This is a genomic window from Timonella senegalensis JC301 (assembly GCF_000312125.1).
In the GTDB taxonomy this organism is placed as follows: Bacteria; Actinomycetota; Actinomycetes; order Actinomycetales; family Cellulomonadaceae; genus Timonella; species Timonella senegalensis.
Window position 1 is genome coordinate 143,198 of sequence record NZ_HE978643.1, and the last position, 23,906, is coordinate 167,103.

General features: G+C 60.5%; 22 protein-coding genes. 18 read left to right on the plus strand and 4 right to left on the minus strand.

Annotation, left to right across the window (positions count from 1 at the left end; genetic code table 11):
* The first annotated feature begins 257 nt into the window (after positions 1-257).
* From sigE to HGSM_RS08405, 7 genes are all read left to right on the plus strand, one after another.
* The gene (sigE, locus tag HGSM_RS08375) at positions 258-941 is read left to right on the plus strand and encodes an RNA polymerase sigma factor SigE (RefSeq protein WP_019148302.1); all 684 of its coding nucleotides are present in this window, start codon (positions 258-260) and stop codon (positions 939-941) included.
* Positions 938-1,885: an anti-sigma factor family protein gene (locus HGSM_RS08380; RefSeq protein WP_019148303.1), complete on the plus strand. Its 948-nt coding sequence runs from the start codon at positions 938-940 to the stop codon at positions 1,883-1,885. The genes sigE and HGSM_RS08380 overlap by 4 nt, the downstream gene beginning before the upstream one ends.
* Complete coding sequence (locus HGSM_RS08385; protein ID WP_230197520.1) at positions 1,878-3,257, plus strand: S1C family serine protease; 1,380 nt, start codon at positions 1,878-1,880, stop codon at positions 3,255-3,257. Before HGSM_RS08380 ends, HGSM_RS08385 begins: the two co-directional genes overlap by 8 nt.
* Positions 3,258-3,311: 54 nt before the next feature.
* Positions 3,312-3,803 carry a Sec-independent protein translocase family protein gene (locus tag HGSM_RS08390; protein WP_019148305.1) on the plus strand — a complete coding sequence of 164 codons (492 nt, stop codon included), beginning with the start codon at positions 3,312-3,314 and terminating at the stop codon, positions 3,801-3,803.
* A gap of 51 nt (positions 3,804-3,854) precedes the next feature.
* Entirely contained in the window at positions 3,855-4,880 is a 1,026-nt protein-coding gene (gene trpS / locus HGSM_RS08395) for a tryptophan--tRNA ligase (protein WP_040594901.1), read from the plus strand.
* Positions 4,881-4,882: 2 nt separating this feature from the next.
* On the plus strand, positions 4,883-5,425 hold the full coding sequence (locus HGSM_RS08400; RefSeq protein WP_040594902.1) for a 2'-5' RNA ligase family protein: 543 nt from the start codon (positions 4,883-4,885) through the stop codon (positions 5,423-5,425).
* Between the two features lie 81 nt (positions 5,426-5,506).
* On the plus strand, positions 5,507-6,616 hold the full coding sequence (locus HGSM_RS08405; protein ID WP_019148308.1) for a YihY/virulence factor BrkB family protein: 1,110 nt from the start codon (positions 5,507-5,509) through the stop codon (positions 6,614-6,616).
* A 222-nt stretch (positions 6,617-6,838) separates the two neighbouring features.
* On the opposite strand, the gene HGSM_RS08410 is transcribed toward HGSM_RS08405, so the two are convergent.
* The 4 genes from HGSM_RS08410 to sdhC are packed head-to-tail and all read right to left on the minus strand — an operon-like array spanning position 6,839 to position 10,328.
* On the minus strand, positions 6,839-7,612 hold the full coding sequence (locus tag HGSM_RS08410) for a succinate dehydrogenase iron-sulfur subunit (RefSeq protein ID WP_019148309.1): 774 nt from the start codon (positions 7,610-7,612) through the stop codon (positions 6,839-6,841).
* A complete protein-coding gene (sdhA, locus tag HGSM_RS08415) occupies positions 7,612-9,462 on the minus strand; it encodes a succinate dehydrogenase flavoprotein subunit (protein WP_019148310.1) in 1,851 nt (616 codons plus the stop codon). The genes HGSM_RS08410 and sdhA overlap by 1 nt, the downstream gene beginning before the upstream one ends.
* A gap of 33 nt (positions 9,463-9,495) precedes the next feature.
* The gene (locus HGSM_RS08420) at positions 9,496-9,954 is read right to left on the minus strand and encodes a succinate dehydrogenase hydrophobic membrane anchor subunit (RefSeq protein WP_040594990.1); all 459 of its coding nucleotides are present in this window, start codon (positions 9,952-9,954) and stop codon (positions 9,496-9,498) included.
* The gene (sdhC, locus tag HGSM_RS08425) at positions 9,951-10,328 is read right to left on the minus strand and encodes a succinate dehydrogenase, cytochrome b556 subunit (RefSeq protein WP_081581399.1); all 378 of its coding nucleotides are present in this window, start codon (positions 10,326-10,328) and stop codon (positions 9,951-9,953) included. Before sdhC ends, HGSM_RS08420 begins: the two co-directional genes overlap by 4 nt.
* 544 nt (positions 10,329-10,872) lie before the next feature.
* On the opposite strand from sdhC, the gene HGSM_RS08430 reads away from it, so the two are divergent.
* The 11 genes from HGSM_RS08430 to deoC form a co-directional block, all read left to right on the plus strand.
* Entirely contained in the window at positions 10,873-12,033 is a 1,161-nt protein-coding gene (locus tag HGSM_RS08430; RefSeq protein ID WP_019148313.1) for a mannose-1-phosphate guanylyltransferase, read from the plus strand.
* Between the two features lie 65 nt (positions 12,034-12,098).
* Positions 12,099-13,286: an amidohydrolase gene (locus tag HGSM_RS08435; RefSeq protein ID WP_019148314.1), complete on the plus strand. Its 1,188-nt coding sequence runs from the start codon at positions 12,099-12,101 to the stop codon at positions 13,284-13,286.
* Positions 13,287-13,649: 363 nt separating this feature from the next.
* Positions 13,650-14,777 carry a BMP family lipoprotein gene (locus HGSM_RS08440; RefSeq protein WP_019148315.1) on the plus strand — a complete coding sequence of 376 codons (1,128 nt, stop codon included), beginning with the start codon at positions 13,650-13,652 and terminating at the stop codon, positions 14,775-14,777.
* A gap of 162 nt (positions 14,778-14,939) precedes the next feature.
* The gene (locus tag HGSM_RS08445) at positions 14,940-16,526 is read left to right on the plus strand and encodes an ABC transporter ATP-binding protein (RefSeq protein ID WP_019148316.1); all 1,587 of its coding nucleotides are present in this window, start codon (positions 14,940-14,942) and stop codon (positions 16,524-16,526) included.
* Entirely contained in the window at positions 16,523-17,752 is a 1,230-nt protein-coding gene (locus HGSM_RS08450; RefSeq protein WP_019148317.1) for an ABC transporter permease, read from the plus strand. Before HGSM_RS08445 ends, HGSM_RS08450 begins: the two co-directional genes overlap by 4 nt.
* A complete protein-coding gene (locus tag HGSM_RS08455; protein WP_019148318.1) occupies positions 17,749-19,041 on the plus strand; it encodes an ABC transporter permease in 1,293 nt (430 codons plus the stop codon). Before HGSM_RS08450 ends, HGSM_RS08455 begins: the two co-directional genes overlap by 4 nt.
* Positions 19,042-19,212: 171 nt before the next feature.
* Positions 19,213-19,644: a cytidine deaminase gene (locus HGSM_RS08460; RefSeq protein ID WP_040594993.1), complete on the plus strand. Its 432-nt coding sequence runs from the start codon at positions 19,213-19,215 to the stop codon at positions 19,642-19,644.
* Entirely contained in the window at positions 19,641-20,945 is a 1,305-nt protein-coding gene (locus HGSM_RS08465) for a thymidine phosphorylase (protein WP_019148320.1), read from the plus strand. The genes HGSM_RS08460 and HGSM_RS08465 overlap by 4 nt, the downstream gene beginning before the upstream one ends.
* A 158-nt stretch (positions 20,946-21,103) precedes the next feature.
* Positions 21,104-22,135: a hypothetical protein gene (locus tag HGSM_RS08470; RefSeq protein WP_019148321.1), complete on the plus strand. Its 1,032-nt coding sequence runs from the start codon at positions 21,104-21,106 to the stop codon at positions 22,133-22,135.
* Complete coding sequence (locus HGSM_RS08475) at positions 22,132-23,214, plus strand: adenosine deaminase (protein WP_019148322.1); 1,083 nt, start codon at positions 22,132-22,134, stop codon at positions 23,212-23,214. The genes HGSM_RS08470 and HGSM_RS08475 overlap by 4 nt, the downstream gene beginning before the upstream one ends.
* A gap of 65 nt (positions 23,215-23,279) precedes the next feature.
* Positions 23,280-23,906: deoxyribose-phosphate aldolase (gene deoC, locus HGSM_RS08480; protein ID WP_019148323.1), on the plus strand; the 627-nt coding region annotated here is incomplete at its 3' end.

Below are 23,906 nucleotides of genomic sequence, written 5' to 3' on the forward strand. Positions count from 1 at the left end.
AGTGTGTGGGTGTGATTCAGTCGATCCGCCTAGTTCAGCCGATAGTGGAATATGTGATTGCGCCGTGAAGGGCTCCCGAATGATGGTCAAATCTTGGCAAAGTCCTGAAATACTTGAACCCAGAGCGCGTGCACCGTCATAGCGGAACGCGCATGCGTGTCCGCGCGCCAACTCTGGCCGTCCGGGATGGGCTTTTGCATCCAAAGCCCACGCACCGAGTTGTACCTGCGATGCATAACCCCCGCAAAGGAAAACTGATGACATCTGGTTCGGCAGACCCTCAAGCGGACGCGCATGCCGCAAGTCCGGTGACGAGTTCCACGCCTTGGGAGACAATCGTTGCCGAGCACTCGCAGCGTGTCTACCGTCTGTCGTACAGGCTCACTGGAAACCAACAGGACGCGGAGGACCTCACGCAAGAGGTGTTCATTCGCGTCTTCAAGTCGCTAGGCAACTTCCAACCGGGGTCCTTTGAAGGATGGCTGCACCGCATCACCACGAATGTATTCCTGGACCAGGTCCGTCGCAAGAAACGCATCCGCATGGACCACATGGGGGAGGAAGCGGCGACGTACGCCGACACCTCCGAATTTGGCAGCCCCGAGCGCGGGTTTGAGCACCTCAACCTCGACTACGACATCCAGGAGGCGCTCGACAAGCTCGCACCTGAGTATCGGGTGGCCGTTGTTCTGTGCGACATTGAAGGCCTGCCCTACGAGGAAATCGCTGCAACGCTGGGGATCAAACTGGGCACTGTGCGGTCTCGAATCCACCGCGCACGCTCACAACTACGAAAGCACCTCGCGCACAGGGCGCCCCGCGGGGCAACGGGGAACCCCAGCATCTCGGGTGACGCGCCACTCGAGCTGGTGCCCGCCCAACCGCTGACGCCGTTGTTCAAGGCCGGTGAACTGGACTCCACCGCAAGGATCGCGTCATGAGCGCGCACCTAGGGTCACTCATCAGCGCGCTCGTTGACGATCAACTTCCTCCGATTGAGCGCGAACGCGCGTTGTCGCATGCCGCAGGCTGCGCGCAGTGTGCGCAGGAGATTTCTGCCACCCGAGCAGCGCGTGGGATTCTGGCCTCTGGGTCCCAACCTACCGTGCGTACCGACTTCCTTTCTGGACTCATGAGCATGGCTGCGATGGAAAAAGACTCGCAGGCTGCGGCAGATGAGGTGCGACCTTCCGACAACCCCTTTATCGTTCGCGAGGCCATTCCTACGTGCAAGTTCTCGGGCGAGATTCTGCGCCGGAACCGGGCCCGGAAGGCCGCCAAGGTCATGGTGCCGGTGTTACTGAGCGGGGGCCTCGCTTTTGCGTTTACGCTCGGTGCACGGCCGCTCGTAACGCCGGAAGTTGGCCAAGATTTTCTGAGTTCGCGCTTGTCACTGATGAACTCAAACCCGTGGTTTGTCCCCGTTCATGAGGTGAGCTCTGACGCTGACCCGGGCGCAGTGGACGACACCAAGTTTGTTTCGTGGATGCGTGGTCACGGGTGGCGGGTTCCTGAGAACATGGCGGACACTGTCACGGTGAAGCAGGTTGGCTACTCGAGCGATTCTCCGCACGAACTCGAAATCACTCTCGATACTTCCGCGGGTCCAGTGCTCCTTACAGAGCGCAAGGGGGACCTTGACGATGAGGCGATCTCAGAGGCCACGGTGATCGAGCACGAGGGTGGTCCCATCTATGTGCTCAGTAATTCACCTACGCGACTCATTTGGCAGAGCGGAGACACCGTCATGGAACTTGTCTCGATGGCGACGGTTGATGAACTGGCGTCTATCACGCGGACATTCAATGTTGACCGGTACGATGATGGTCTTAGCGCGCGTATGGTGCGCGGATTCTACGATTTAGCAGGGGTCGTAAGTGAGTAATCCATATCTTGGCAATGGATCCGAAGAGCGCTTTGCGCCCCATGGGCTCCCGCCCGTGCCTTCGCCTCCAGATCTGATGTCGCAGGCCCCCGTAGAAAATGCGACAGGTTACCCCCAGCCGTACTCACAGGGGCAGTCACGCACCCACACGAACGCTCAGGCTGGAGCCACGTACTACGCGCGCCAGCCTTACATGAGTACGCCGCAAGGCGATCCGCTCAATGGCTTTGGATATGCCGACACGACCACTCAGGGGGCCGCTACCAAGCGAGTCCGGGGGAAGATCGGATTTGGCACAGTGGTTGGGCTGATGCTCGCCTCGGTGCTTGCGGGGGCAGCCGGTGGCGCGTGGGTCGCGGCAAACGATTCGGATCCCGGCAGGGAAGCCGCAACGATCAACCAGGTCCAGCCGGGCACACCAAGCGCAGAGCGGCCCGATGGTTCAATCGCTGACGTTGCCGCAAAGGTGCTTCCATCCGTGGTCTACATAGAGGTTGCCACCAAGGACGGCGCTGCTACAGGGTCGGGATTCGTGATTTCCGAAAATGGGTACATCCTAACCAACAACCACGTTGTTGCTGAGGGTGCCGATGGCGCCGAGCTTCGAGTAACTTTCTCGGATGGTAGTGAGGAGGTCGCCCAACTCATCGGCCGAGCCGTTGAGTACGACATCGCGGTGATCAAGGTTGCGAAGTCCGGTCTGAGCACACTCACCCTCGGAGACTCGGACAACGTAGTGGTGGGCGATCCAGTCATTGCAGTCGGCGCACCGCTTGGCCTTGAGGGCACAGTGACCACGGGCATTGTCTCAGCGCTCAACCGCCCGGTAACGGCAGGGGAAACGGGGACTGCCGCTTACATAAATGCGATCCAGACAGACGCGGCGATCAACCCGGGTAACTCGGGTGGTCCGCTGGTCAATAGCGCGGGCGAGGTCATCGGCATCAACTCGGCGATCGCGCAGACTCCGAGCCAAGTCCTCGGTACCACGGCGGGAAACATTGGACTCGGATTTGCGATCTCGTCCAATCAAGCCGCGCGCACTTCAAAGCAAATTATCGACAAGGGCTTCGCTACATTCCCGATTATCGGTGTGCTCCTAGATTCGAGTTACACCGGTGAGGGAGTTCAGGTTACGACCTCGGCTCAGGGTGGCGTGCAACCCGTGACCCCAGATGGCCCCGCCGACCGAGCCGGGATCGTCGCAGGTGACATCATCCTTGCCATTGACGGTCGCCCTGTTTCTCAGTCGGATGAGCTCATCGTGTCCATCCGTTCGCGAGCCCCGGGGGAGACCGTAACGCTCACCTTGCGCAACGGAGATTCACAACGTGATGTTAAGGTGACCCTCGGCGAAGCTAAGAGCGAGTAGCGCACGGATGCACGTGCGCACCGACCATTCGGCACACATGAAGGCAGGAAAGTAGTGGCAGGCATCAACGGCGGAGAGTTCCTCGTCATTCTCGTCATTGCCGTCATCGTCATTGGGCCAGAGCGGTTGCCTAAGTACGCTGAGCAGTTCGCTCAGTTCATCAAGGGGGCCAAGAAGTTCGTTACCGAGGCCAAGGCCAAGGTTGACGACGAGCTCGGCCCTGAGGTTAAGGATATTGACTGGCAGAAGCTCGACCCGCGCCAGTACGACCCCCGCCGTATCGTCAGAGAAGCGCTCCTTGACGACACCATTCTGGATCCTGAGTACGAGAAGAAGAAGGCTGCAAAGGCAGCCGCTGCTGGACTAACCGCTGCTGGGGTATCGGCTGCAACTACCAGTGCTGCGGCGGATACGCCGGGCTCTGGCAGCGCCATCCCCGGACACTCCACACAGGCTGGCGCCCCTGCGCAGTGGGGTCCGGGATTTGATACGTACACACCACTTCCTGCCGGTCAAAGCGCACCATTCGACACAGAGAGCACCTAGAACCTGGGCACGATTCGAAATCGGGGCGCGTGCGGTGCAACAATGTAGAACATGACTACGCAAACCGCTGCCCCACGAATTCTTTCGGGGATGCAACCATCCAATGACTCACTATCAATCGGTAACTACATTGGAGCTTTGACCCAGTGGGTGGCTTTGCAGGATACATGCGACACCTTCTACATGATGGCGGATCTGCACGCTCTGACGGTTAACCCTGACCCAAGCGCACTGCGCGAACGCACCCGTCGCACGCTTGCTCAGTACCTGGCCGGTGGTGTTGACCCATCCCGCTCGACCCTGTTCGTACAGTCACACGTTCCCCAGCACGCGGAACTCGCGTGGATCCTGTCCTGCCAGACTGGATTTGGTGAGGCCGGGCGCATGACCCAGTTCAAGGACAAGTCGGCTAAGCAGGGTAATGAAGGAACGAGCGTCGGCCTGTTCACCTACCCAGTTCTCATGGCTGCGGACATCTTGCTTTATGACGCTGCACTGGTTCCCGTTGGAGAGGACCAGCGTCAGCACCTCGAGTTGACCCGAAACCTTGCGGAGCGCATGAACTCGCGCTTTGGCGAGGACACGTTCGTTGTGCCAGATGGACACATCGTCAAGGCCATTGCCAAGATCTACGACCTTCAGAACCCGACCGCCAAGATGAGCAAGTCAGAAAATGGCAAGGGCACGATCTGGCTGCTGGACGAGCCAAAGAAGGCTGCCAAAAAGATCAAGTCTGCCGTGACCGACGCCGGAACCGAGATCGTCTTTGACCCCGCCAACAAGCCGGGCATCTCCAATCTTCTGAACATCTACTCGGTGCTGGCTGACAAGTCCATCACAGCTCTTGAAGCCGAGTACGCCGGAAAGCAGTATGGAAACCTCAAGGTCGACCTGTCTGAGGTCGTCGCGGACTTCCTGACCGAGTTCCAAGCAAAGGTAAACGTCTACCTGGACGACCCTGCGCAGCTCGACGTGATCCTCGCCGATGGTGCAAACAAAGCCAAGGCGGTGGCCCAGGAAACGCTCAAGCGCATCTACGACAAGGTTGGCCTGCTACCTCCTGCGAGCCAGGCGTAGTCATGCGACTACCGGAACGCGTGGGCAATCAGCTCCGCATTGGGATCTCGATCTCCGTCCCCGATCCGATGGGGGCGGAGTTGCAGGCTGCGCGCCGCAGTTTTGGCGACCCGCTTGCTGACGCTATTCCACCGCACATTACGGTGGTTGGGCCGACTGTGATCGAGCCTGACGACGTGGATGACGTGTATGCACATGTCGCGGCGGCGTGCCTTGAGGTTCCGGTGTTTCGGGTGCACCTGAGGGGAAGTGCGACGTTCCGTCCGCTGTCCCCGGTGGTGTTTATCCAGGTAGTGGATGGTATTTCCCAGTGCGAAAAGTTGGAGAGGCTGATCCGCACGGGTCCGCTCGCCCAGGACACCCGCTTCCACTATCACCCTCACGTGACTGTTGCGCATGAAGTGAGCGACGAGAACCTCGACCTCGCATTTGAGAAGATGGCGTTCTACGAGACCAGCTTTGACGTGACGCATCTGCACCTCTCGGAGCATGGGGACGACAACGTGTGGCGTGCGGTCAAGGCGTTCCCACTCGGGCAAGGCTAACAACCGAGTTCGTTCCGCCCTCCTGTGCACACAAGGGCAAGTCACCGCACCAACATGGTCATCGCGCCGTAGGCTGGGGGAATGACTCCTACCCGCCAACTTGTCACGTACGCCAAGGACCTCGTGGGTCACGCCAAGGAGACGCGCGTTGCCAGGGCCCTCACACGCTACGGGCTGGCCAACGGGGCGCTTCTGTCCGGGGGCATCACCTACCGGGCGATATTCTCTCTGTTCGCGGCGCTGACCATCGGCTTTACGGTGTTCATGCGATTCCTTGGGAGTAATGACGACCTGAAAAGCCAGGTCATCGCGTCCGTCAACAAGGCTGTTCCCGGTCTCATCGCACCGCCCGGCACGAGTGATGGACTGCTGCAGCTGGATGACCTCGTCATGTCATCCACGCTGACGTGGCCCACTGTCATTGCGGGCCTCGTCCTGCTGTGGTCCGTCATCACTGCGATGGACGCGCTCAGATCGTCCGTGCGCGTGATGTTCTCGCTCCCACCGCGCGGAGACAGTGCGGTCAAGGCGAAGCTGGCGTCGTTCCTCGGCTTCATCATCGTTGTTTTAGCGGTCTTGCTCTCTGCCATCACCACAACGGTTCTCAACGGGGCCACCCACTTTCTTGATGGCTTCCTCGATCTCGGTGGGTTCGGGAGCACGCTGACCACGATCGTCACCTATGTTGTGTCCTTCGGCCTCGACATGCTCACGTTCTACCTCGTGGTTCGGGTCCTGAGCGGCGTGCAGATCGGACGAAGAGACATGCTGCTCGGTGCGGCCGTGTCTGCCGCCGGCTTCCTGGTCATCAGGACCCTCGGTACCAGCATCGTGGTGGGATCCGCCTCCCGTAACGCGGTGTTCGCCACGGCCGCGGTGCTCGTGACAATCCTGGTTTGGCTCTATCTCTGCGCCAGGATTCTGCTCACTGCCTGCGCGATCGCAGCAGATCCTCCTGGGCCGCTCTTGGAGCGGCTTGCTAGTGAGGAGGCCGCGCGGGCGCGGCTGGAGGCCGCTCGTGCGATTCCCGACGATCTTGGCTCGCAACCAGCGCAACTTGCGGAAGTGGCAGTCCGAGAGAAGGGACTCGCCAGGCGGTTCGCTCTTCCTGCGGCCGCACTTGTCTCTGGATGGGTTCTTGGGCGGCGTTCTGGACGACGCAGCCAAACCGACAACGGCTCCGTGCGCTAGCCGCACCAACGGATTAAAGAGAGGCCTTGTGCTAGGAAAGGCTCTCCGAGCGGGCACTACGCAGCTTATGTGCATTTGACGTGCCCCTGGGGCGACCGAGTGGGGGAAATAGAGGGCACCCGGCCGGGGAGCGCGAGGAGTACCGAAAACAGAGAGTGGCGGGCACCGTATGGTGCCCGCCACTCTTGGCTGTGAGCCGGTGAAGGCTCTGCGTGGAACTGGCTAGATCGCCCGGCGAATCATCGCCTGCTTGACTTCCTGGATCGCCTTGGTGACCTCGATGCCACGAGGGCAGGCCTCGGTGCAGTTGAAGGTCGTGCGGCAGCGCCACACGCCTTCCTTGTCGTTGAGGACCTCGAGACGCTGGGTGGCGCCTTCGTCGCGGGAGTCGAAGATGAAGCGGTGGGCGTTCACGATCGCAGCTGGACCAAAGTATTGACCGTCGGTCCAGAACACGGGGCACGATGACGTGCACGCTGCGCAGAGGATGCACTTTGTGGTGTCGTCAAAGCGCTCGCGCTGCTCAGCGGACTGAATTCGCTCGCGCGAAGGCTGGTTACCGCTCGTGATGAGGAACGGCATGATCTCGCGGTAGGAAGCGAAGAACGGCTCCATGTCCACCACAAGATCCTTGATAACCGGCAGGCCCTTGATCGGCTCGATCGTAATGGGCTTGTTGGGGTTCAGGTCCTTGAGGAGGGTCTTGCACGCAAGGCGGTTGCGACCGTTGATGCGCATCGCATCTGAGCCACAGATGCCGTGAGCGCACGAGCGCCGGAAAGTCAGGGAACCGTCGTTCTCCCACTTGATCTTGTGCAGTGCGTCGAGCACGCGGTCGGTGCCGTACATGGTGAGCTTGTACTCATCCCAGTACGCTTCGTCGCCGTGGCTTGACTCCGGAAGGTAGCGACGCACCTTGATGGTGACGTCGAATGAAGGAATCTCGCCCGCAGCGCTGGGAGCTCCCGCGGTGGAGTTCTCAAGTGTGGCAGTCATCAGTACTTCCGTTCCATTGGCTCGTAACGGGTTTGGACCACGGGTTTGGATCCGATAACGACCTTGTACGTGTCGAACTCGGAAACATGGGCAAACGCGGTGTCTGGGGTGATGTCTGCCTCTACCGATTCGTGGTTGCCTTCGGCGCCTTCCAGTGGGCGGCGGTAGACCATCGTGTGACGCATGTAGTTGGCGTCGTCGCGGTCTGGGTAGTCTTCGCGGAAGTGCCCGCCTCTTGACTCCTTGCGGTTCAGAGCAGCGATGACGGTAACCTCAGCGATGTCCAGTAGGAAGCCGAGCTCAAGCGCCTCGAGCAGATCGGTGTTGAACATCTTGCCTTTGTCCTGGACGGAGACGTTCTTGTAGCGCTCCTGGAGGACACGGATGTCGGCGAGGCATTGCTCGAGTGATTCCTGAGTGCGGAACACCTGAGCGTTCGCGTCCATGGTTTCTTGGAGGGCTTTGCGCACGTCTGAGACGCGCTCACCGTCTGGTCGGGTACGAAGTTCCTCGAGCTGAGCAATGGTGCGCTCGGCTGCGTTCTCGGGCAGATCCTTGAATTCGGCGGTCTTGGCGTAGGCAGCTGCGGCGCGGCCAGCACGCTTACCAAACACGTTGATGTCGAGGAGCGAGTTGGTGCCCAGGCGGTTGGAGCCGTGCACCGATACGCAGGCGACCTCACCAGCGGCGTATAGGCCCTTGACCACGTCGTCCGAGTTGCGAAGAACCTCAGCGGTGACGTTGGTTGGGATGCCACCCATTGCATAGTGCGCGGTGGGGTAGACCGGGACAGGCTCGGTGTATGGCTCGATACCGAGGTAGGTGCGCGCAAACTCAGTAATGTCAGGCAGCTTGGCGTCGATGTGAGCGGGCTCAAGGTGAGTCAGGTCGAGGAGGACGTAGTCCTTGTTCGGTCCCGCGCCGCGGCCCTCACGCACCTCGTTGGCCATGGAACGGGCGACGATGTCGCGAGGAGCCAAGTCCTTGATCGTAGGCGCGTACCTCTCCATGAAGCGCTCACCATTAGAGTTGCGGAGGATTCCGCCCTCTCCACGCGCGGCCTCGGAGAGGAGGATTCCAAGTCCCGCAAGCCCTGTTGGGTGGAACTGGAAGAACTCCATGTCCTCAAGTGGCAGGCCTCGGCGGAGCGCGAGCGCCATGCCATCGCCTGTCAGGGTGTGTGCGTTCGAGGTGGTCTTGAAGATCTTGCCGGCACCACCCGTTGCGAAGACGATCGACTTTGCTTGGAAGACATGGATCTCGCCGGTAGCAAGGTCGTAGGCGACGACACCGGTTGCGTTGACTTCCTCGCCATCGGGAACGTGACCTGCAGAGAGGTCGTGGTCCACGATGAGGTCGAGGACGTAGAACTCGTTGAAGAACTCCACATCCTGCTTCACGCAGTTTTGGTAGAGGGTCTGAAGGATCATGTGACCGGTGCGATCTGCTGCGTAGCAGGCGCGGCGGACTGCGGCTTCACCGTGGTTGCGGGTGTGACCACCGAATCGCCGTTGGTCGATCTTCCCCTCAGGGGTGCGGTTGAACGGAAGACCCATGCGCTCGAGGTCGAGAACGGCGTCGATGGCTTCCTTGGCCATGATCTCCGCAGCGTCCTGGTCCACGAGGTAGTCGCCACCCTTGACCGTGTCAAAGGTGTGCCACTCCCAGTTGTCCTCTTCTACGTTGGCGAGGGCGGCGCACATGCCACCCTGCGCTGCGCCAGTGTGGGAACGGGTTGGGTAGAGCTTCGAGATGACCGCAGTGCGGGCTTCGCTGGAAGCCTCGAGCGCTGCGCGCATTCCGGCGCCACCTGCGCCGACAATGACCACGTCGTACTGGTGGAACTGCATCTGTGTGATGCCTCCTAATTCGAATGGAGCGGATTACGCCGCAGTGCAGAAGGACGGAAGGAGTTCTGCCGGGCTTCCCGGTGGGCAGGAATCAAACGTGAAGATCACGAGAGTTCCGAGCACCACAGTGATGACGAAGCCAAGGGTGAGGAGCGACTTGAGGACGACGCGGGTGGCGTGCTTTTCGGCATAGTCATTGATGACTGTGCGTACGCCGTTGGTGCCGTGGATCATTGCGAGCCAGAGCATCAGGAGGTCCCAAACCTGCCAGAACGGCGAGGACCACTTGCCCCCAACGAATGCAAAGTCAATCGCCTTCACGCCGTCGCCGACCATCAGGTTGACAAACAGGTGGCCGAAGATCAGGACAACGAGGATGACGCCGGAAACGCGCATGAAAAGCCAGGCCCACAGCTCGGTGTTTGTCCGGCTCAGGCGCTTGCGTGCGTAGGGGTCACGTGGGTTTGCGATAGTTGACGTGCTCACGGTCAGCCTCCAAATACGTTGGACAGGTGACGAGGCAGGAAGCCTGCCATGGTCACGACAACGAGGCCGAGAACGACCCACAACATTGTGCGCTGGTACTTGGGGCCCTTGGACCAGAAGTCAACGAGGATGATGCGCAGACCGTTGAATGCGTGATAGACGATCGCCAGGACGAGGCCGGCTTCACCAATCCCCATGATCGGAGCGTGATAGGTGCCGATTACGGCGTTGTAAGCCTCGGGCGACACGCGTACGAGCGCGGTGTCGAGGACGTGGACGAGCAGAAAGAGGAAGATCAGTACGCCGGTTACGCGGTGCGCAACCCAAGACCACATTCCTTCGTGACCGCGATAGAGAGTTCCTGCAGGTGCGCTGGGCACTGTGGCGCCTCCTGTGTGCGAGTGAGCTACGGGGATCGGGTCAGCGCTTCATTGCCAGATGTAGTAGGCGCTCACACGTGTGCGGCTACCAACAAATAGGGCAGGACGGCGCCGTCCTTTTCCACCTTTTCCCCACAACTCTAATGAATATTTGGAGTACCGGACGCCATTGGGCGGACAATCAATGGGATTGAACTGCAATTGTGACGTTTCCCACAGTGTAGTTTTCTGTGCAGGGTTTATGCGAGTCGGGGGACGAACGTCCCCAAGTTGACGGAAAATCGGGGTTTTAATGTCCCGCGGAAACCAATCCCAGCAGTATTCACGTGCCTCGCTGTGATGAACGCGATCGTCTCAAAAGAGATATCGAAACCCCGCGTGGCGATCTAGGAGCTAGGCGGATTGCACAACCATGACTATGCCGCTACGCGACGCGCGCATCGCGAGTATTGAAGGTAGTTCCCAATTGGCGTCTGGATCCACGCCGCGCCACCGGGCCCTACGAACTACTTAAACTACGCGTAAGTTCAGTATTGTTGGGGTCATGACTCAACAGGGTGCCCACACACACTTGCCCGCCGAAGTAGTGCCCGGTGCGGCCTCGCTTCCGTTCCACGCGATCATCCCGGCCGGGGGTGCGGGGACGAGGCTATGGCCACTGTCCCGTTCGCACTCGCCGAAGTTCCTTCACGATCTCACGGGGAGCGGGCGCACACTGATCCAGGCCACCGTTGATCGCATTGAACCACTCGTGGCACCGGGCGGAGTCACCGTTGTGACGGGCGTGCGCCACCTAGCCTCCGTGGCAAAGCAGCTTGACTCGGTCGACGAAAACGATATTTTGACTGAGCCATCTCCGCGAGACTCGATGGCCGCAATCGGCCTTGCTGCGGCGGTCTTGCGCGAGCGCCACGGGGACGTCATCGTGGGTTCGTTTGCTGCGGACCACGTCATTACTGACCAACAGTCATTTGAACTTGCTGTCCGTGCGGGAATCAGCGCTGCGGAGCAGGACTTTGTGGCCACCATTGGCATTGCCGCCACGAGGCCTTCTGTCGCCTTTGGCTACATCCACTCCGGGGCTAAGTTGGAGAGTGTCGGCGGCTACGACGTGCGACGGGTCTTGAGCTTCACCGAGAAGCCCGATGCTGCGACCGCGCGCCAATACCTTGCCACGGGTGAGTACCGGTGGAATGCAGGGATGTTTATCTCAAAGGCTTCGGTGCTGCTTGACCACCTCCGTGCGCAACGCCCAGAACTCCATGACGGAATTGTTGAGATCGCTGCTGCTTGGGACACCGATGAGCGCGAGGAAGTCCTTGCCCGGGTGTGGCACACGCTCGAGAAGATCGCCATCGACCACGCTGTTGCCGAGCCTGTGGCCGCGCAGGGCGGTGTGGCAGTAGTACCCGCAAGCTTTGGATGGGACGACGTAGGAGACTTCAACTCACTTGCGGCACTTCTTCCTGCTGACGACCAGGCAGGCTCCAAGGTCCTCGGCGATCCTGGCAGGGTTGTGCGGGTTCAGTCCGCGGGCTCCGTGGTGGTTCCTGGTACTGACCGTGTGGTGACGATCCTGGGACTCGACGACGTGGTGGTGGTTGAAACCGCGGATGCACTACTCGTGACGACGCGCGCCCGTGCTCAACAGGTCAAGGACATGGTTACTGAGCTGCGAGACCGTGGCCTTGAGGAACTCATCTAACCTGCTACCGGCCACATCGCGAGTATCGCCGCCCGCTTGAATTGAGTTGGGGTTACTCTCGAACTGTGACGTTTACACAGGCAACCCGCATCCAGGAACTCCTCGAGTCTCTTGAGCCAGAGCTCATCGAGATCCGCCGCGACATTCATGCTCACCCGGAAGTCGCTCGCACTGAGCGCAGGACGACTGCGCTCGTGGCTGAACGGCTGCGCCAAGAGGGCCTCGAGCCCCGATTACTCAAGGGCTCTGGGCTGACATGCGACATCGGTCCGTCCATTGAGGAATCAGGGGTTGAACTCCTAGCACTTCGTGCCGATATTGACGCACTGCCGCTCCAGGAGACCACGGGGTTGCCCTTTGCTTCCGAGAGCGAGGGGAAGTGCCACGCCTGTGGGCACGACGTTCACACCACGGTTGTGCTGGGAACTGGGATCGTCCTCGCCCGGCTTGCTCGAGAGGGAAAGTTGAAGCGGGGCGTTCGCCTTATCTTCCAGCCGGCAGAGGAAGTGCAACCAGGTGGCGCGCTCGACCTCCTTGCTCAGGATGTCTTGGACGATGTCTCGCAGATCTATGCAGTTCACTGCGAACCAAAGATTGACGCCGGCACTATTGGCACTCGAATTGGCCCGATCACGTCCGCCTGCGACACCGTGACCGTGACTGTCACTTCGGCGGGTGGTCATACCTCGAGGCCGCATCTCACCGGTGACGTTGTCTACGCGATTGGCCGCATGATCGCGGAAGTTCCTTCCGTGCTCGGGCGACGGCTCGATCCGCGAGCTGGAGTCAACTTCACGTGGGGTCATGTGCAGGCAGGTTCTGCTCCCAACGCGATGCCATCGTCGGGAATTATTGCAGGCACCTTAAGGTGCCTGGACGTCAATGCATGGGAACGCGCGGGGCAGGTCCTGCACGACACAATCGAACACATTGCCGCTGCGTATGGTGTGGACGTCACCATGCACCACCAGCGCGGTGTTCCTCCCGTGGTCAATGACGAGGACTGCACCCTCAACTTCGAGGCCGCTGCGCGCGACGCGCTGGGCCCAAGCGCTGCCGTGCTTACGGAGCAGTCGCTCGGCGGCGAGGACTTTGCTTGGTACCTGACAAAGGTGCCCGGCGCGCTCGCACGGCTGGGCACTCGCACACCAGGTGGCGAGACCTATGACCTGCACCGAGGGGACCTTGTTGTGGACGAGCGGGCAATCTCGGCTGGAGTTGCAATGCTCGCACGGGTCGCTTCGGGGGAGTAGTGCGACGCCACTTTGAGGTGGGTGATCTGGGGGTTTACCCTTCACGCTGGCGTGCGTGCCGGCGGGTGAACGGAACGTTCTTGGCATCCATCTAAGGTGAGCGTGGCGTGTTCCACCCCACATATCTCAGCAGGTGGACTTGAGGTAGCCGTATCTGAGACGAACCTTGCAGATTGGTAACGGATTTAGTTTCGACAGTTGAGATCGGTGCACGTTAACGGCTTAACGTCTAGAGTAATCAGTAAGCCCTAGCCGCAGGCGAAAGGCGAACCCAGGCTCTTGCGCTGAGTGACTGCGAACCATAGGTTCAAGTGTCCGATCCAATTGCGCAGTTCCCTTCCCCAACGAAACAGGAGAACTTACGTGAAGAAGTTCGTTTCTACCGCCGCACTTACCGCCGCGGTTGCACTGACTCTCGCCGCTTGCGGCGAAGCTCCTGACGACTCGAAGGAGTCGCCAAGCTCAACCGAAACTTCCACTGGCGAGACCACGGACACCGCCGCAGACTTTAAGGGCTGCATGGTCTCCGACTTCGGTGGATTCGACGACAACTCGTTTAACGAGACCTCGTTTGCTGGTCTCGAGCGCGCAGCTTCTGAGCTCGGCATCGAGATGGCGAAGGCTGAGTCGACCGACGCTGGAGAGTACACCTCCAACGTTGACTCGATGGTTCAGGCCGGATGCTCGCTCATCTTCAACGTCGGCTTCAACCTCAACGACGCAACCTTCGCATCGGCATCCGACAACCCAGAGCAACACTACGCACTCATCGACGCTGCGCTTTCGGACCCAAACACGTTCGAGACCGTCAACTTCGACAACGTTAAGCCAATCCTGTTCAACACCCAGGAAGCAGCATTCCTTGCTGGATACGTCGCTGCTGGCGTAACCACCACGGGAACCGTCGCAACCTTCGGTGGCCAGCCATACCCATCCGTCACCATCTTCATGGATGGTTTCGTTGACGGTGTTGCCAAGTTCAACGAGGACAACGGCAAGTCCATCAAGGTGCTTGGCTGGGACAAGGAAAAGCAGACCGGTTCCTTCACCGAGACCTTCGATGAAATCGGTAAGGGTAAGGAACTCACAGAGCAGTTCATCTCCCAAGGCGCGGACATCATCATGCCAGTTGCTGGCCCAGTTGGTGAGGGTGCGATGGCAGCTGCCAAGGAGCACAAGGACACCTACGTCATCGGTGTTGACACTGACGCGTTCGCTAAGTACGAGCAGTACCAGGACATCCTGCTGACCTCTGTTGTTAAGACCCTCGACACCGCAGTGTTCGACACCATCAAGGCAACCAAGGACGGCGACTGGAACGCAACCCCATACGTTGGCACCCTCGAAAACGGTGGTGTTGGCATCGCTGAGTTCCACAACCTTGACGCCAAGGTTCCAGCCGAGGTAAAGACCAAGGTTGAAGAGCTCAAGGCTCAGATCATCGCTGGTGACCTGAAGGTTGAGTCGCCAAGCGCGACCGCCGTTAAGTAGTCCACACCTTTGGTGTAACCGGATGTGGCCCTAGAACCGCGGTTCTAGGGCCACATCTATCACAGAGTTAAGAACGTATTAAAGTCGCAGTAATTCCCCCCCTGGCGCACAGCGCCAACTCTTCGATGCACATCAGCACATGGACGCGGAAGGCGTATAGGCATGAAGCTGGAACTTCGAGGCGTCACCAAACGGTTTGGTAAGTTCACTGCTAACGACAGCATTGACCTTGTCATCGAACCCGGACAGGTGCACGCCCTTCTAGGCGAAAACGGAGCGGGCAAGTCCACGCTCATGAACGTCATTTACGGACTCTATGACCCAGATGGCGGTGAAATTCTTCTTGACGACGCCCCGGTGAACTTTGCGGGGCCCGGCGATGCAATGGCCGCCGGAATCGGAATGGTCCACCAGCACTTCATGCTTGTACCAGTGTTCACTGTCGCCGAGAACGTGATCCTTGGGTTTGAACCGACCGGCAAGTCCGGCATCATCAACCTGAAGGAAGCGCGTAAGCGCGTACGGGAGATCTCGGATCGCTTTGGCTTCAACATTGACCCAGACGCTCTGGTTGAGGACCTCCCGGTAGGCGCCCAGCAGCGTGTCGAGATCATCAAGGCCCTATCGCGTGACGCGAAGATCCTGATCCTGGATGAGCCCACTGCAGTACTCACTCCCCAGGAGACCGACGAACTCATTGGCATCATGCGCCAGCTTCGTGACTCCGGAACTTCCATCGTGTTCATCACGCACAAGCTGCGCGAGGTCAAGGCTGTCGCCGACAAGATCACCGTCATCCGGCGCGGCAAGGTGGTAGGCAGCGCAGACCCAACCGCAACCGAGACCGAGCTCGCATCGGCCATGGTCGGGCGTTCCGTCAGCCTTGGCGTTGAAAAGTCTCCAGCAGTGCCCGCAGAGACGCGCCTCGCTGTAGAAAACTTGACGCTGCTATCAGACAACGGTGTCCCGCTCCTCGAGGGTGTGTCCTTCGACGTTGCATCCGGTGAGATCCTCGCGATTGCAGGTGTTCAGGGCAACGGTCAAACGGAGCTCACCGAGACCATTCTCGGTTCTCACCCGTCCGCCGTTGGATCTATTAAGCTCAGCGGAAAAGAGCTGCTTGGTCAGAGTATCCGCGGCGTTCTTGACTCGGGCGTCGGGTTTGTCCCCGAGGACCGCTCAAAGGACGGCCTGATTGCGGACTTCTCCATTGAGGAGAACTTCATTCTGGACCAGCACGACCGGGAGCCATACGCAAAGGGCCTCTCGCTCGACCTCGCAGCAATCGAAGACGCAGCCAACAAGTACATCGAACAGTTCGACGTGCGTACGCAAAGCTCGAAGGCGCTCGGCTCCCAGCTTTCTGGTGGTAACCAGCAGAAGGTCGTGCTTGCTCGCGAGCTCTCGCGTCCACTCCAGCTCTTCATTGCGTCGCAGCCAACCCGTGGTCTTGACGTTGGCTCGATTGAGTTCATCCACAAGCGCATCGTCGCCGAGCGTGACCACGGCACCGCCGTCATCATCGTTTCGACTGAACTTGACGAGGTTCTAGCTCTCGCTGACCGCATCGCAGTCATGTACGAGGGAAAGATCATCGGAATTGTTCCAGGCAACACTAGCCGCGACATCCTTGGTCTGATGATGGCTGGTCTCCCGTACGACGAGGCTCAGGCAGAAGCCGACAAGCACACTACGATCCTCGCCGCCGCCGACGAGGACAGCGACAACCCGATCGGAGGCGCACTGTGAGTGTCTCGAGCGAGCACGCTCCCGCTCCAGAAGCGAAGGCCCCAGAAAAGGGCGCCGCACCGTCACGATGGACCACCGCACTTCGCGACATGGCATCGTCCAGCGCAACGGTGATCATCTTTGCAATCCTTGGAGCACTGATTCTGGCTGCGGTTCTGATCGCGGCCGCGGACCCAACGGTGCAGAAGACAGCCGGGTACATCTTCGCCCGTCCTGCGGACTTCTTTAAGGCAGTGTGGGATTCGGTTTCGGGTGCATACTCCGCACTGTTCCGCGGGGCCATCTACAACCCTGATGCTGCGACCTTTGCACGCAAGATCAAGCCGATCACCGAGACCCTGACGGCTGCCACGCCGCTCATCTTCGCGGGGCTTGGACTTGGCATTGGCTTCCGTTCCGGCATCTTTAACATTGGTGCTCAGGGACAGGTTGTACTCGGTGCAGTTGTTTCTGCCTATTTCGGCTTTGCTTTCAACCTTCCAGTCGTCCTCCACCTCATCGTTGCCATCATCGGTGGTTTCCTTGCGGGTGGCCTCTGGGCCGGAATCGCAGGCTTCTTGAAGGCGCGCTTCGGCGCTAACGAGGTCATTGTGACGATCATGCTGAACTCGATTGCCGGGTTCCTCATGTCGTACCTGTTGACCACGACCGCATTCATGCGCCCTGGCTCGAACAACCCGGTTTCGCAGCGTGTGGCTGACACTGCGATGTTCCCCAAGCTCCTTGGGCAGGACTTCCGCCTTCACTGGGGCTTCGTGCTCGCGCTGCTCGCCGCTGTTGCGGTGTGGTGGCTTATGGAGCGCTCTGTCCTTGGCTACCGTTTCCGCGCCGTCGGATTCAACCCTGACGCCGCCCGAACCGCTGGCATCAAGGTCGAGCGTATGTACCTCTACGTCATGCTCGTAGCTGGTGGACTCGCTGGTATGGGTGGTGTCTCCCAGACTCTTGGTACCGAGGGTGTCCTCCAGGAGGGTGTGGCGGGAAGCATCGGCTTCGACGCGATCACAGTCGCGCTCCTTGGACGTTCGCGCCCAGCCGGAATTGTGGGAGCAGCAATTCTGTTTGGTGCCCTGCGCGCCGGCTCACCGCTTATGCAGACTGACTCGAACACCCCAATCGATATCGTCCAGGTTGTCCAGGCCCTCGTGGTCCTGCTGATCGCAGCGCCTCCGTTGGTCCGCGCGATCTTCCGCCTGCCAGTTCCACTCAAGGAGGTTGCAGCATGAGCACCGCGACTGCTCTTTCCCCGAACTCGAAGAGTCTCGAGGGAACCATCCTTCCTCCGATCTCGTGGAAGGGCCCAATCACCTACACGGTGATCGGCCTCATCGCGATTTTCGGTTTTGGCCTCACCGTGGGTGGGGGAGACGAGACTAACTTTGTCCTCTCAGCCTCGAGCGACGCAATCAAGTTCGGCACCCTTGTAGTTCCCTCCCGGGCGCTTTCAGTCGCGATTGGCGTGCTGATCCTCGCGATCGCAGCGTTCGCAGCCTACGGCGCAGCAAAGCGCATTCGCTACGGTGCGTGGCTGCCTTCACTCGTTGGTGTCCTTGGAATTATCTCGTTCCTTGTGTGGTCTGGCGCTGGCAAGGCTGAGTCCCTGCCCATCCCACTGCTCCTCTCGCAGGGAATCATTTTTGCTGTGCCTCTCGCATTCGGTGCGATGGCAGGTTTGATCAACGAACGCGTTGGAATCATCAACATCGCCATTGAAGGTCAGCTCCTCGCGGGTGCCTTCACCGGTGCTGTCGTTGCAACCTTGACGGGCAACCCATACCTTGCGCTCCTGTTTGCACCCATCGCTGGTGCACTGGTGGGTGTGCTGCTCGCGTTCTTCTCGATCAAGTACAAGGTTGACCAGATCGTTGTGGGTGTTGTCCTCAACGTGCTCGTCATCGGTATCACCGGTTACCTGTTCTCGACTGTGCTGAAGAACAACAAGGGCACGCTTAACACGCCTCCAGGACTGTCCAAGATTGAGATCCCGATCCTCTCGGACATCCCAATCATTGGTTCGGTTCTGTTCAACCAGAACATCTTGGTCTACCTGATGTTCGCCGCAGTGATTCTGCTGCAGTTCCTGCTGTTCCGTAGCCGTTGGGGCCTTCGCCTCCGCTCGGTCGGTGAACACCCTAAGGCCGCAGACACCGTGGGTATCAAGGTCAACCGCACCCGTTGGATCAACGTCATGATCGGTGGCGCAGTTGCCGGACTCGGTGGTGTTGCCTTCACTGTCATGCAGGGCATCGGCTTTGGTAAGGAAATGACAAGCGGTAAGGGCTATATCGCCCTCGCTGCGATGATCCTTGGTCGATGGAACCCGAATGGTGCACTCGCGGCAGCTCTGCTGTTCGGTTTCGCCGAGGCGCTCCGCGGCACCCTTTCGATCGTGGGCACCCCGGTGCCTACTCAGTTCTTGGCGATGTTGCCTTACCTGGCAACGATCTTCGCTGTGGCTGGTCTCGTGGGCAAGGTCCGCGCACCAGCTGCCGAAGGAAAGCCTTACGAGAAGTAAGTCGAGGTGGTGCGCATGGGGAACCGTGCGCACCACTCCGCAACCCTTTTTTTAGGGTGGACCGTCAAACGTTTTACTTAAGTGCTACGGGGAAGAGATCTGTACGCAGACTGGCTCACCCTGAGCACGCCGATCGGCAGCGATGAGCTCGCTGTCACCGAAGGTGGAACCATGAACGCCGAAGTAGCAGCACGTGATTTTGACTGGGAAGACCTCCGGGCCCACGCCCGCGAGATGACAACCAAGAGCTATGTTCCGTACTCGAAGTACCCGGTGGGCGCCGCAGGTGTTACAACCGATGGACGCCTGGTGCGTGGCTGCAACGTTGAGAACGCCGGATACGGCGTCACGTTGTGCGCCGAGTGTGGCCTGATCTCCGAACTCGTTGCTACGGGTGGCGGACGGCTGGCAGCCTTTACCTGCGTCAACGGCGTGGGTGAGGTAATCATGCCATGCGGCCGCTGCCGCCAACTCCTGTGGGAACACGGGGGAGCGCAACTCGTGATTGAGACGCCGGCGGGCTTCCGCATGATGGATGACATTCTTCCGCAGGCCTTTGGCCCGCAGGATCTTGACGACTACGAAGAGAGAGTTTCACAGTGACTAACGCACCGGCACCAGCATTCGACGCGGTCGACATTATCCGCGCCAAGCGCGACAAGAAGCAGCTCAGCGCCGACGAGATCAAGTGGGTCATCAATGCCTACACCGATGGCACCGTAGCTGACTACCAGATGGCCGCGCTGAACATGGCCATCCTGCTCAACGGTATGTCCCGCGAGGAGATCGCGCTGTGGACCAACGCGATGATCAACACGGGCGAGCGTATGGACTTCTCGTCCCTGCACTTCCCAACGAGCGACAAGCACTCGACCGGTGGCGTGGGTGACAAGATCACTCTGCCGCTCGCACCACTGGTTTCAGTCTTTGACGTTGCGGTTCCTCAGTTGTCCGGACGCGGCCTCGGTCACACCGGCGGAACTCTCGACAAGTTGGAGTCCATCAAGGGTTGGCGTGCAGCACTTACAAACGACGAAATGATGCGTCAACTGGACACGATCGGCGCCGTCATTTGCCAGGCGGGTTCGGGACTGGCTCCAGCAGACCGCAAGCTCTACGCGCTGCGCGACGTCACCGGAACCGTTGAGGCCATCCCGCTCATCGCATCCTCGATCATGAGCAAAAAGATCGCCGAGGGTACGGGTGCACTTGTGCTCGACGTCAAGGTCGGCTCCGGAGCGTTCATGAAGACTGAAGAGGACGCGCGCACGCTGGCTCAGACCATGGTTGACCTTGGTAAGGACGCCGGTGTTCGCACGGTAGCGCTCCTGACCAACATGTCCACCCCACTCGGCTTGACCGTGGGTAACGCCCTCGAGGTACGCGAGTCGGTCGACGTGTTGGCCGGTGGCGGCCCAAGCGACGTTGTTGACCTGACGGTCGCACTCGCCGTTGAAATGCTCGCAGGTGCAGGCAAGGACATCTCCGAGGACGAGGTTCGCGCTGCGCTCAAGGACGGGCGTGCAATGGACAAGTGGCGTGCGATGATTGCTGCTCAGGACGGCGACAACGACGCCCCACTGCCAGTAGGCAAGGAGCAGCAGCAGATTCTCGCTCCAACCTCAGGTGTCCTCACTAAGTTGGATGCGTACGACGTGGGCGTCGCCTCATGGCGCCTTGGTGCCGGCCGCGCGCGCAAGGACGATCCAGTACAGGCGGGCGCGGGCATTGAACTGCATGCTAAGCCAGGTGACGTGGTGACAGCTGGTCAGCCACTCATGACGCTGCACACTGACACTCCTGAACGGTTTGAGCGTGCGCTTGCTACCGCGAACTCCTCGTTCGAGATCGAAGCGGACGCGACACCAACCCCAGCACGCCTGATCTACGATCGCATCAGCTGAATACCCCAGCAGAACTGAGCAACCCTACCCGCTGCACGCGAACGTGCAGCGGGTAGGGTTGATCTTGGCATAAGTCCACGTACTTGGGAGAGATTTTGGCATCGTCGGGATACCAACTGACCACGTTCCTGTATGGCCTAGGTGGAGGACGCACACGCATGCCTGTGTTGCCCCGCGAGTTGCCGACCGCCGACCAGGGAGACTGGGCGCTCGGAGTCGAGGAGGGCGCTGTCCTCGTAGGCGGTGTCTGCCCCGCGGTCCAGGTGGACGGAACCACGTGTGGGTCCGCAGCAATCGGGCTCGCAATGGCGAGTGACGGTACTGCTGGAGCGGAGTCGCGATTCCCCGCTGCACGCACGCAGCGCACCCCGAGCCCCGCGCCACGGGAGAAGCCTGCTGACCCGCTTGATCCCGTAGCAACCCAACCCGCCCCAAAGGTCGCCCAAGCTACACCCGAACCACACCAAGCCGAAGCGGTGGGTGAGGCACAAGCGCAAGGCGACTCGATCGTCGAAAATCAGGACTCCGATGATCTATTCAGCGTGAGCGAGGAGGAGCGGGCGGCAACCGCCCGCCGATTCGGCGAACTGCAGTACCAGATCAAGGCGCGCACCAACAAGCGGCGCTGGCTCTTTGGCTGGCCCACCCAGTGGGGGACGGCGCCCTGGGGCGCTGCCCGCGTGATGACCTTTGCTGGGCACAAGTACACGCACCGCATGGTTGTGGATACCTCGTTGCCGCAGGCAACCAGAGTTCTCACACATGCCGCCGACGCGGCGGAGCGCGGCTTCCCGGTACTGCTGTATACCGGCGGTGACACGAGCCGCGGCTGGGGGACCGCCGTGCCGCGCCACGTCGTCGTGCTGCACTGCCCACCCCTACCACCCACGGTGCCCGAACCGATTCTGGACGAATCCGAACGAACTGGCATCGAGCACATCGACGCGAGGCTCGAGGAGCTCTCAGCGAAACTCAAGGCCACGGTCGACCGTGCCAAGGGGATCGAGGAGCGCAAGCCGCTCTTCATCTACGACCCGGCAACCGGCCGAAACACGCTGGTCACCCTCGACGAACTCATCAACAAGGGCGTCGACCCGAGCGCGCTGGGTGGCTGGAACCACCTCACGTGGGCAGTGGTGCCCACCCCGGCTCGCGTCAAGGACGCCTCAACAATCCAGGAGAACTCATGACGACCCCCGAGCTCATTGCACAACTTCCCAAGGTAGTTCTGCACGACCACCTAGACGGCGGGCTCCGCCCGGAGACCATCATCGAGCTTGCCGCGCAGATCGGGCACGAGCTTCCCGCAACCACCGCGGAGGCCCTTGGCGCGTGGTTCGAGGCGGCTGCGGACTCGGGTTCGCTCGTACGCTACCTCGAGACGTTCGATCACACGATCGCGGTCATGCAGACCCGCGAGGGCCTCGTTCGGGTCGCCCGCGAGGCCGTTGAAGACCTCGCCGCGGACGGCGTTGTGTACGCCGAGTCCCGCTGGGCCCCCGAGCAGCACCTGAGCGGCGGCCTGAGCCTGCAAGACACCGTGGACGCGGTGGCTGAGGGCATCGCGCAGGGCGTCGAAGCCGCCAAGCTCAAGGGCCAGCGCATCCAGGTTAACCAGCTGCTGACGGCCATGCGCCATGCGGACCGCTGGGAGGAGATCGCGGACCTGGCACTCGCCAACCGTGACGCCGGGGTGTGCGGGTTCGACATCGCAGGGGCCGAGGCAGGCTTCCTTCCGGACCGTTTCCCGCACGTGTTTGCCAAGCTGAACGAGGCCGGTTTCCCAGCCACAATCCACGCCGGCGAGGCCGCCGGAATTGATTCGATTGCGCAGGCGGTGCACATTGGCCGCGCGCTGCGCTTGGGCCACGGCGTCCGGATTATCGACGATATTGCTGGGTTTGGTGGGGATGAGCCAGTGCTCGGACGGGTAGCCAACTGGGTGCGCGACGCACAGCTCGCGCTCGAGATGTGCCCCTGCTCCAACCTGCAGACCGGTGCCGCCGAGTCCGTGGCCACCCACCCGATCACGGGACTGCGTGAGTTGGACTTTGCCGTCACGGTCAACACCGACAACCGACTCATGTCCGCGACCTCCATGACTAACGAGATGACTCGCCTGGTCGACGAGGCAGGCTGGACTATCGACGACCTGCTTGACGTGACGCTCACCGCCGCGTGGAGCGCCTTCATTCACCACGACGAGCGCCACGAGCTCGGCGAGTATGTGGTGGAGAGGTACGAAGAGATCACCGGCGAGGTGCGCTAGACCACTCGGGCAGACCGCCACCCATTCACTTAATGAACTGCACACCACAAGTATTGGAGTTAGACATGACGTCGGAAGCACTCACCACTGCACAGGTCGCCAAGATGGTTGACCACACGCTGCTCAAGCCTGAGACAACCACCGAGATGATCCAGGCACACGTAGCCGAGGCAATCGAGCTAGGCACGTTCTCGATCTGCGTTTCCCCTTCCCACCTTCCCGTTGCTCTTCCTGAGGGGTCGGACCTCAAGGTAGCGACCGTTGTGGGCTTCCCATCGGGTGCTCACAAGTCCGCAGTCAAGGCCGCCGAGACCGCAGCTGCTGTGGCCGACGGCGCGGACGAGATCGACATGGTCATCAACCTGGGCGCCGTGAAGGATGGCAACTGGGAGCTCGTCGAGTCGGACATCAAGGCTGTTCGTGACGCGGCCCCAGCGCCGGTTCTGGTCAAGGTCATCATCGAGTCGGCAGCCCTGACCGACGACGAGATTGTGCGCGCATGCGAGGCCTCCGAACGCGCCGGAGCGGACTTTGTGAAGACCTCCACCGGCTTCCACCCAGCGGGAGGCGCGTCGGCGCACGCTGTGGCGCTCATGTCGTCCACAGTAGCCCCACGCCTGGGTGTCAAGGCTTCCGGCGCCGTGCGCACCGGTGCGACCGCACTCGAAATGATCGCAGCTGGCGCGACCCGT

Coding starts and splice junctions, on each gene's coding strand:
- HGSM_RS08470 (WP_019148321.1), top strand. CDS start 21,104: ATGCCTGTGTTGCCCCGCGAGTTGCCGACCGCCGACCAGGGAGACTGG.
- HGSM_RS08475 (WP_019148322.1), top strand. CDS start 22,132: ATGACGACCCCCGAGCTCATTGCACAACTTCCCAAGGTAGTTCTGCAC.
- HGSM_RS08405 (WP_019148308.1), top strand. CDS start 5,507: ATGACTCCTACCCGCCAACTTGTCACGTACGCCAAGGACCTCGTGGGT.
- HGSM_RS08410 (WP_019148309.1), bottom strand. CDS start 7,612: ATGACTGCCACACTTGAGAACTCCACCGCGGGAGCTCCCAGCGCTGCG.
- HGSM_RS08380 (WP_019148303.1), top strand. CDS start 938: ATGAGCGCGCACCTAGGGTCACTCATCAGCGCGCTCGTTGACGATCAA.
- HGSM_RS08400 (WP_040594902.1), top strand. CDS start 4,883: ATGCGACTACCGGAACGCGTGGGCAATCAGCTCCGCATTGGGATCTCG.
- sigE (WP_019148302.1), top strand. CDS start 258: ATGACATCTGGTTCGGCAGACCCTCAAGCGGACGCGCATGCCGCAAGT.
- HGSM_RS08430 (WP_019148313.1), top strand. CDS start 10,873: ATGACTCAACAGGGTGCCCACACACACTTGCCCGCCGAAGTAGTGCCC.
- HGSM_RS08455 (WP_019148318.1), top strand. CDS start 17,749: ATGAGCACCGCGACTGCTCTTTCCCCGAACTCGAAGAGTCTCGAGGGA.
- HGSM_RS08445 (WP_019148316.1), top strand. CDS start 14,940: ATGAAGCTGGAACTTCGAGGCGTCACCAAACGGTTTGGTAAGTTCACT.
- sdhA (WP_019148310.1), bottom strand. CDS start 9,462: ATGCAGTTCCACCAGTACGACGTGGTCATTGTCGGCGCAGGTGGCGCC.
- trpS (WP_040594901.1), top strand. CDS start 3,855: ATGACTACGCAAACCGCTGCCCCACGAATTCTTTCGGGGATGCAACCA.
- HGSM_RS08460 (WP_040594993.1), top strand. CDS start 19,213: ATGAACGCCGAAGTAGCAGCACGTGATTTTGACTGGGAAGACCTCCGG.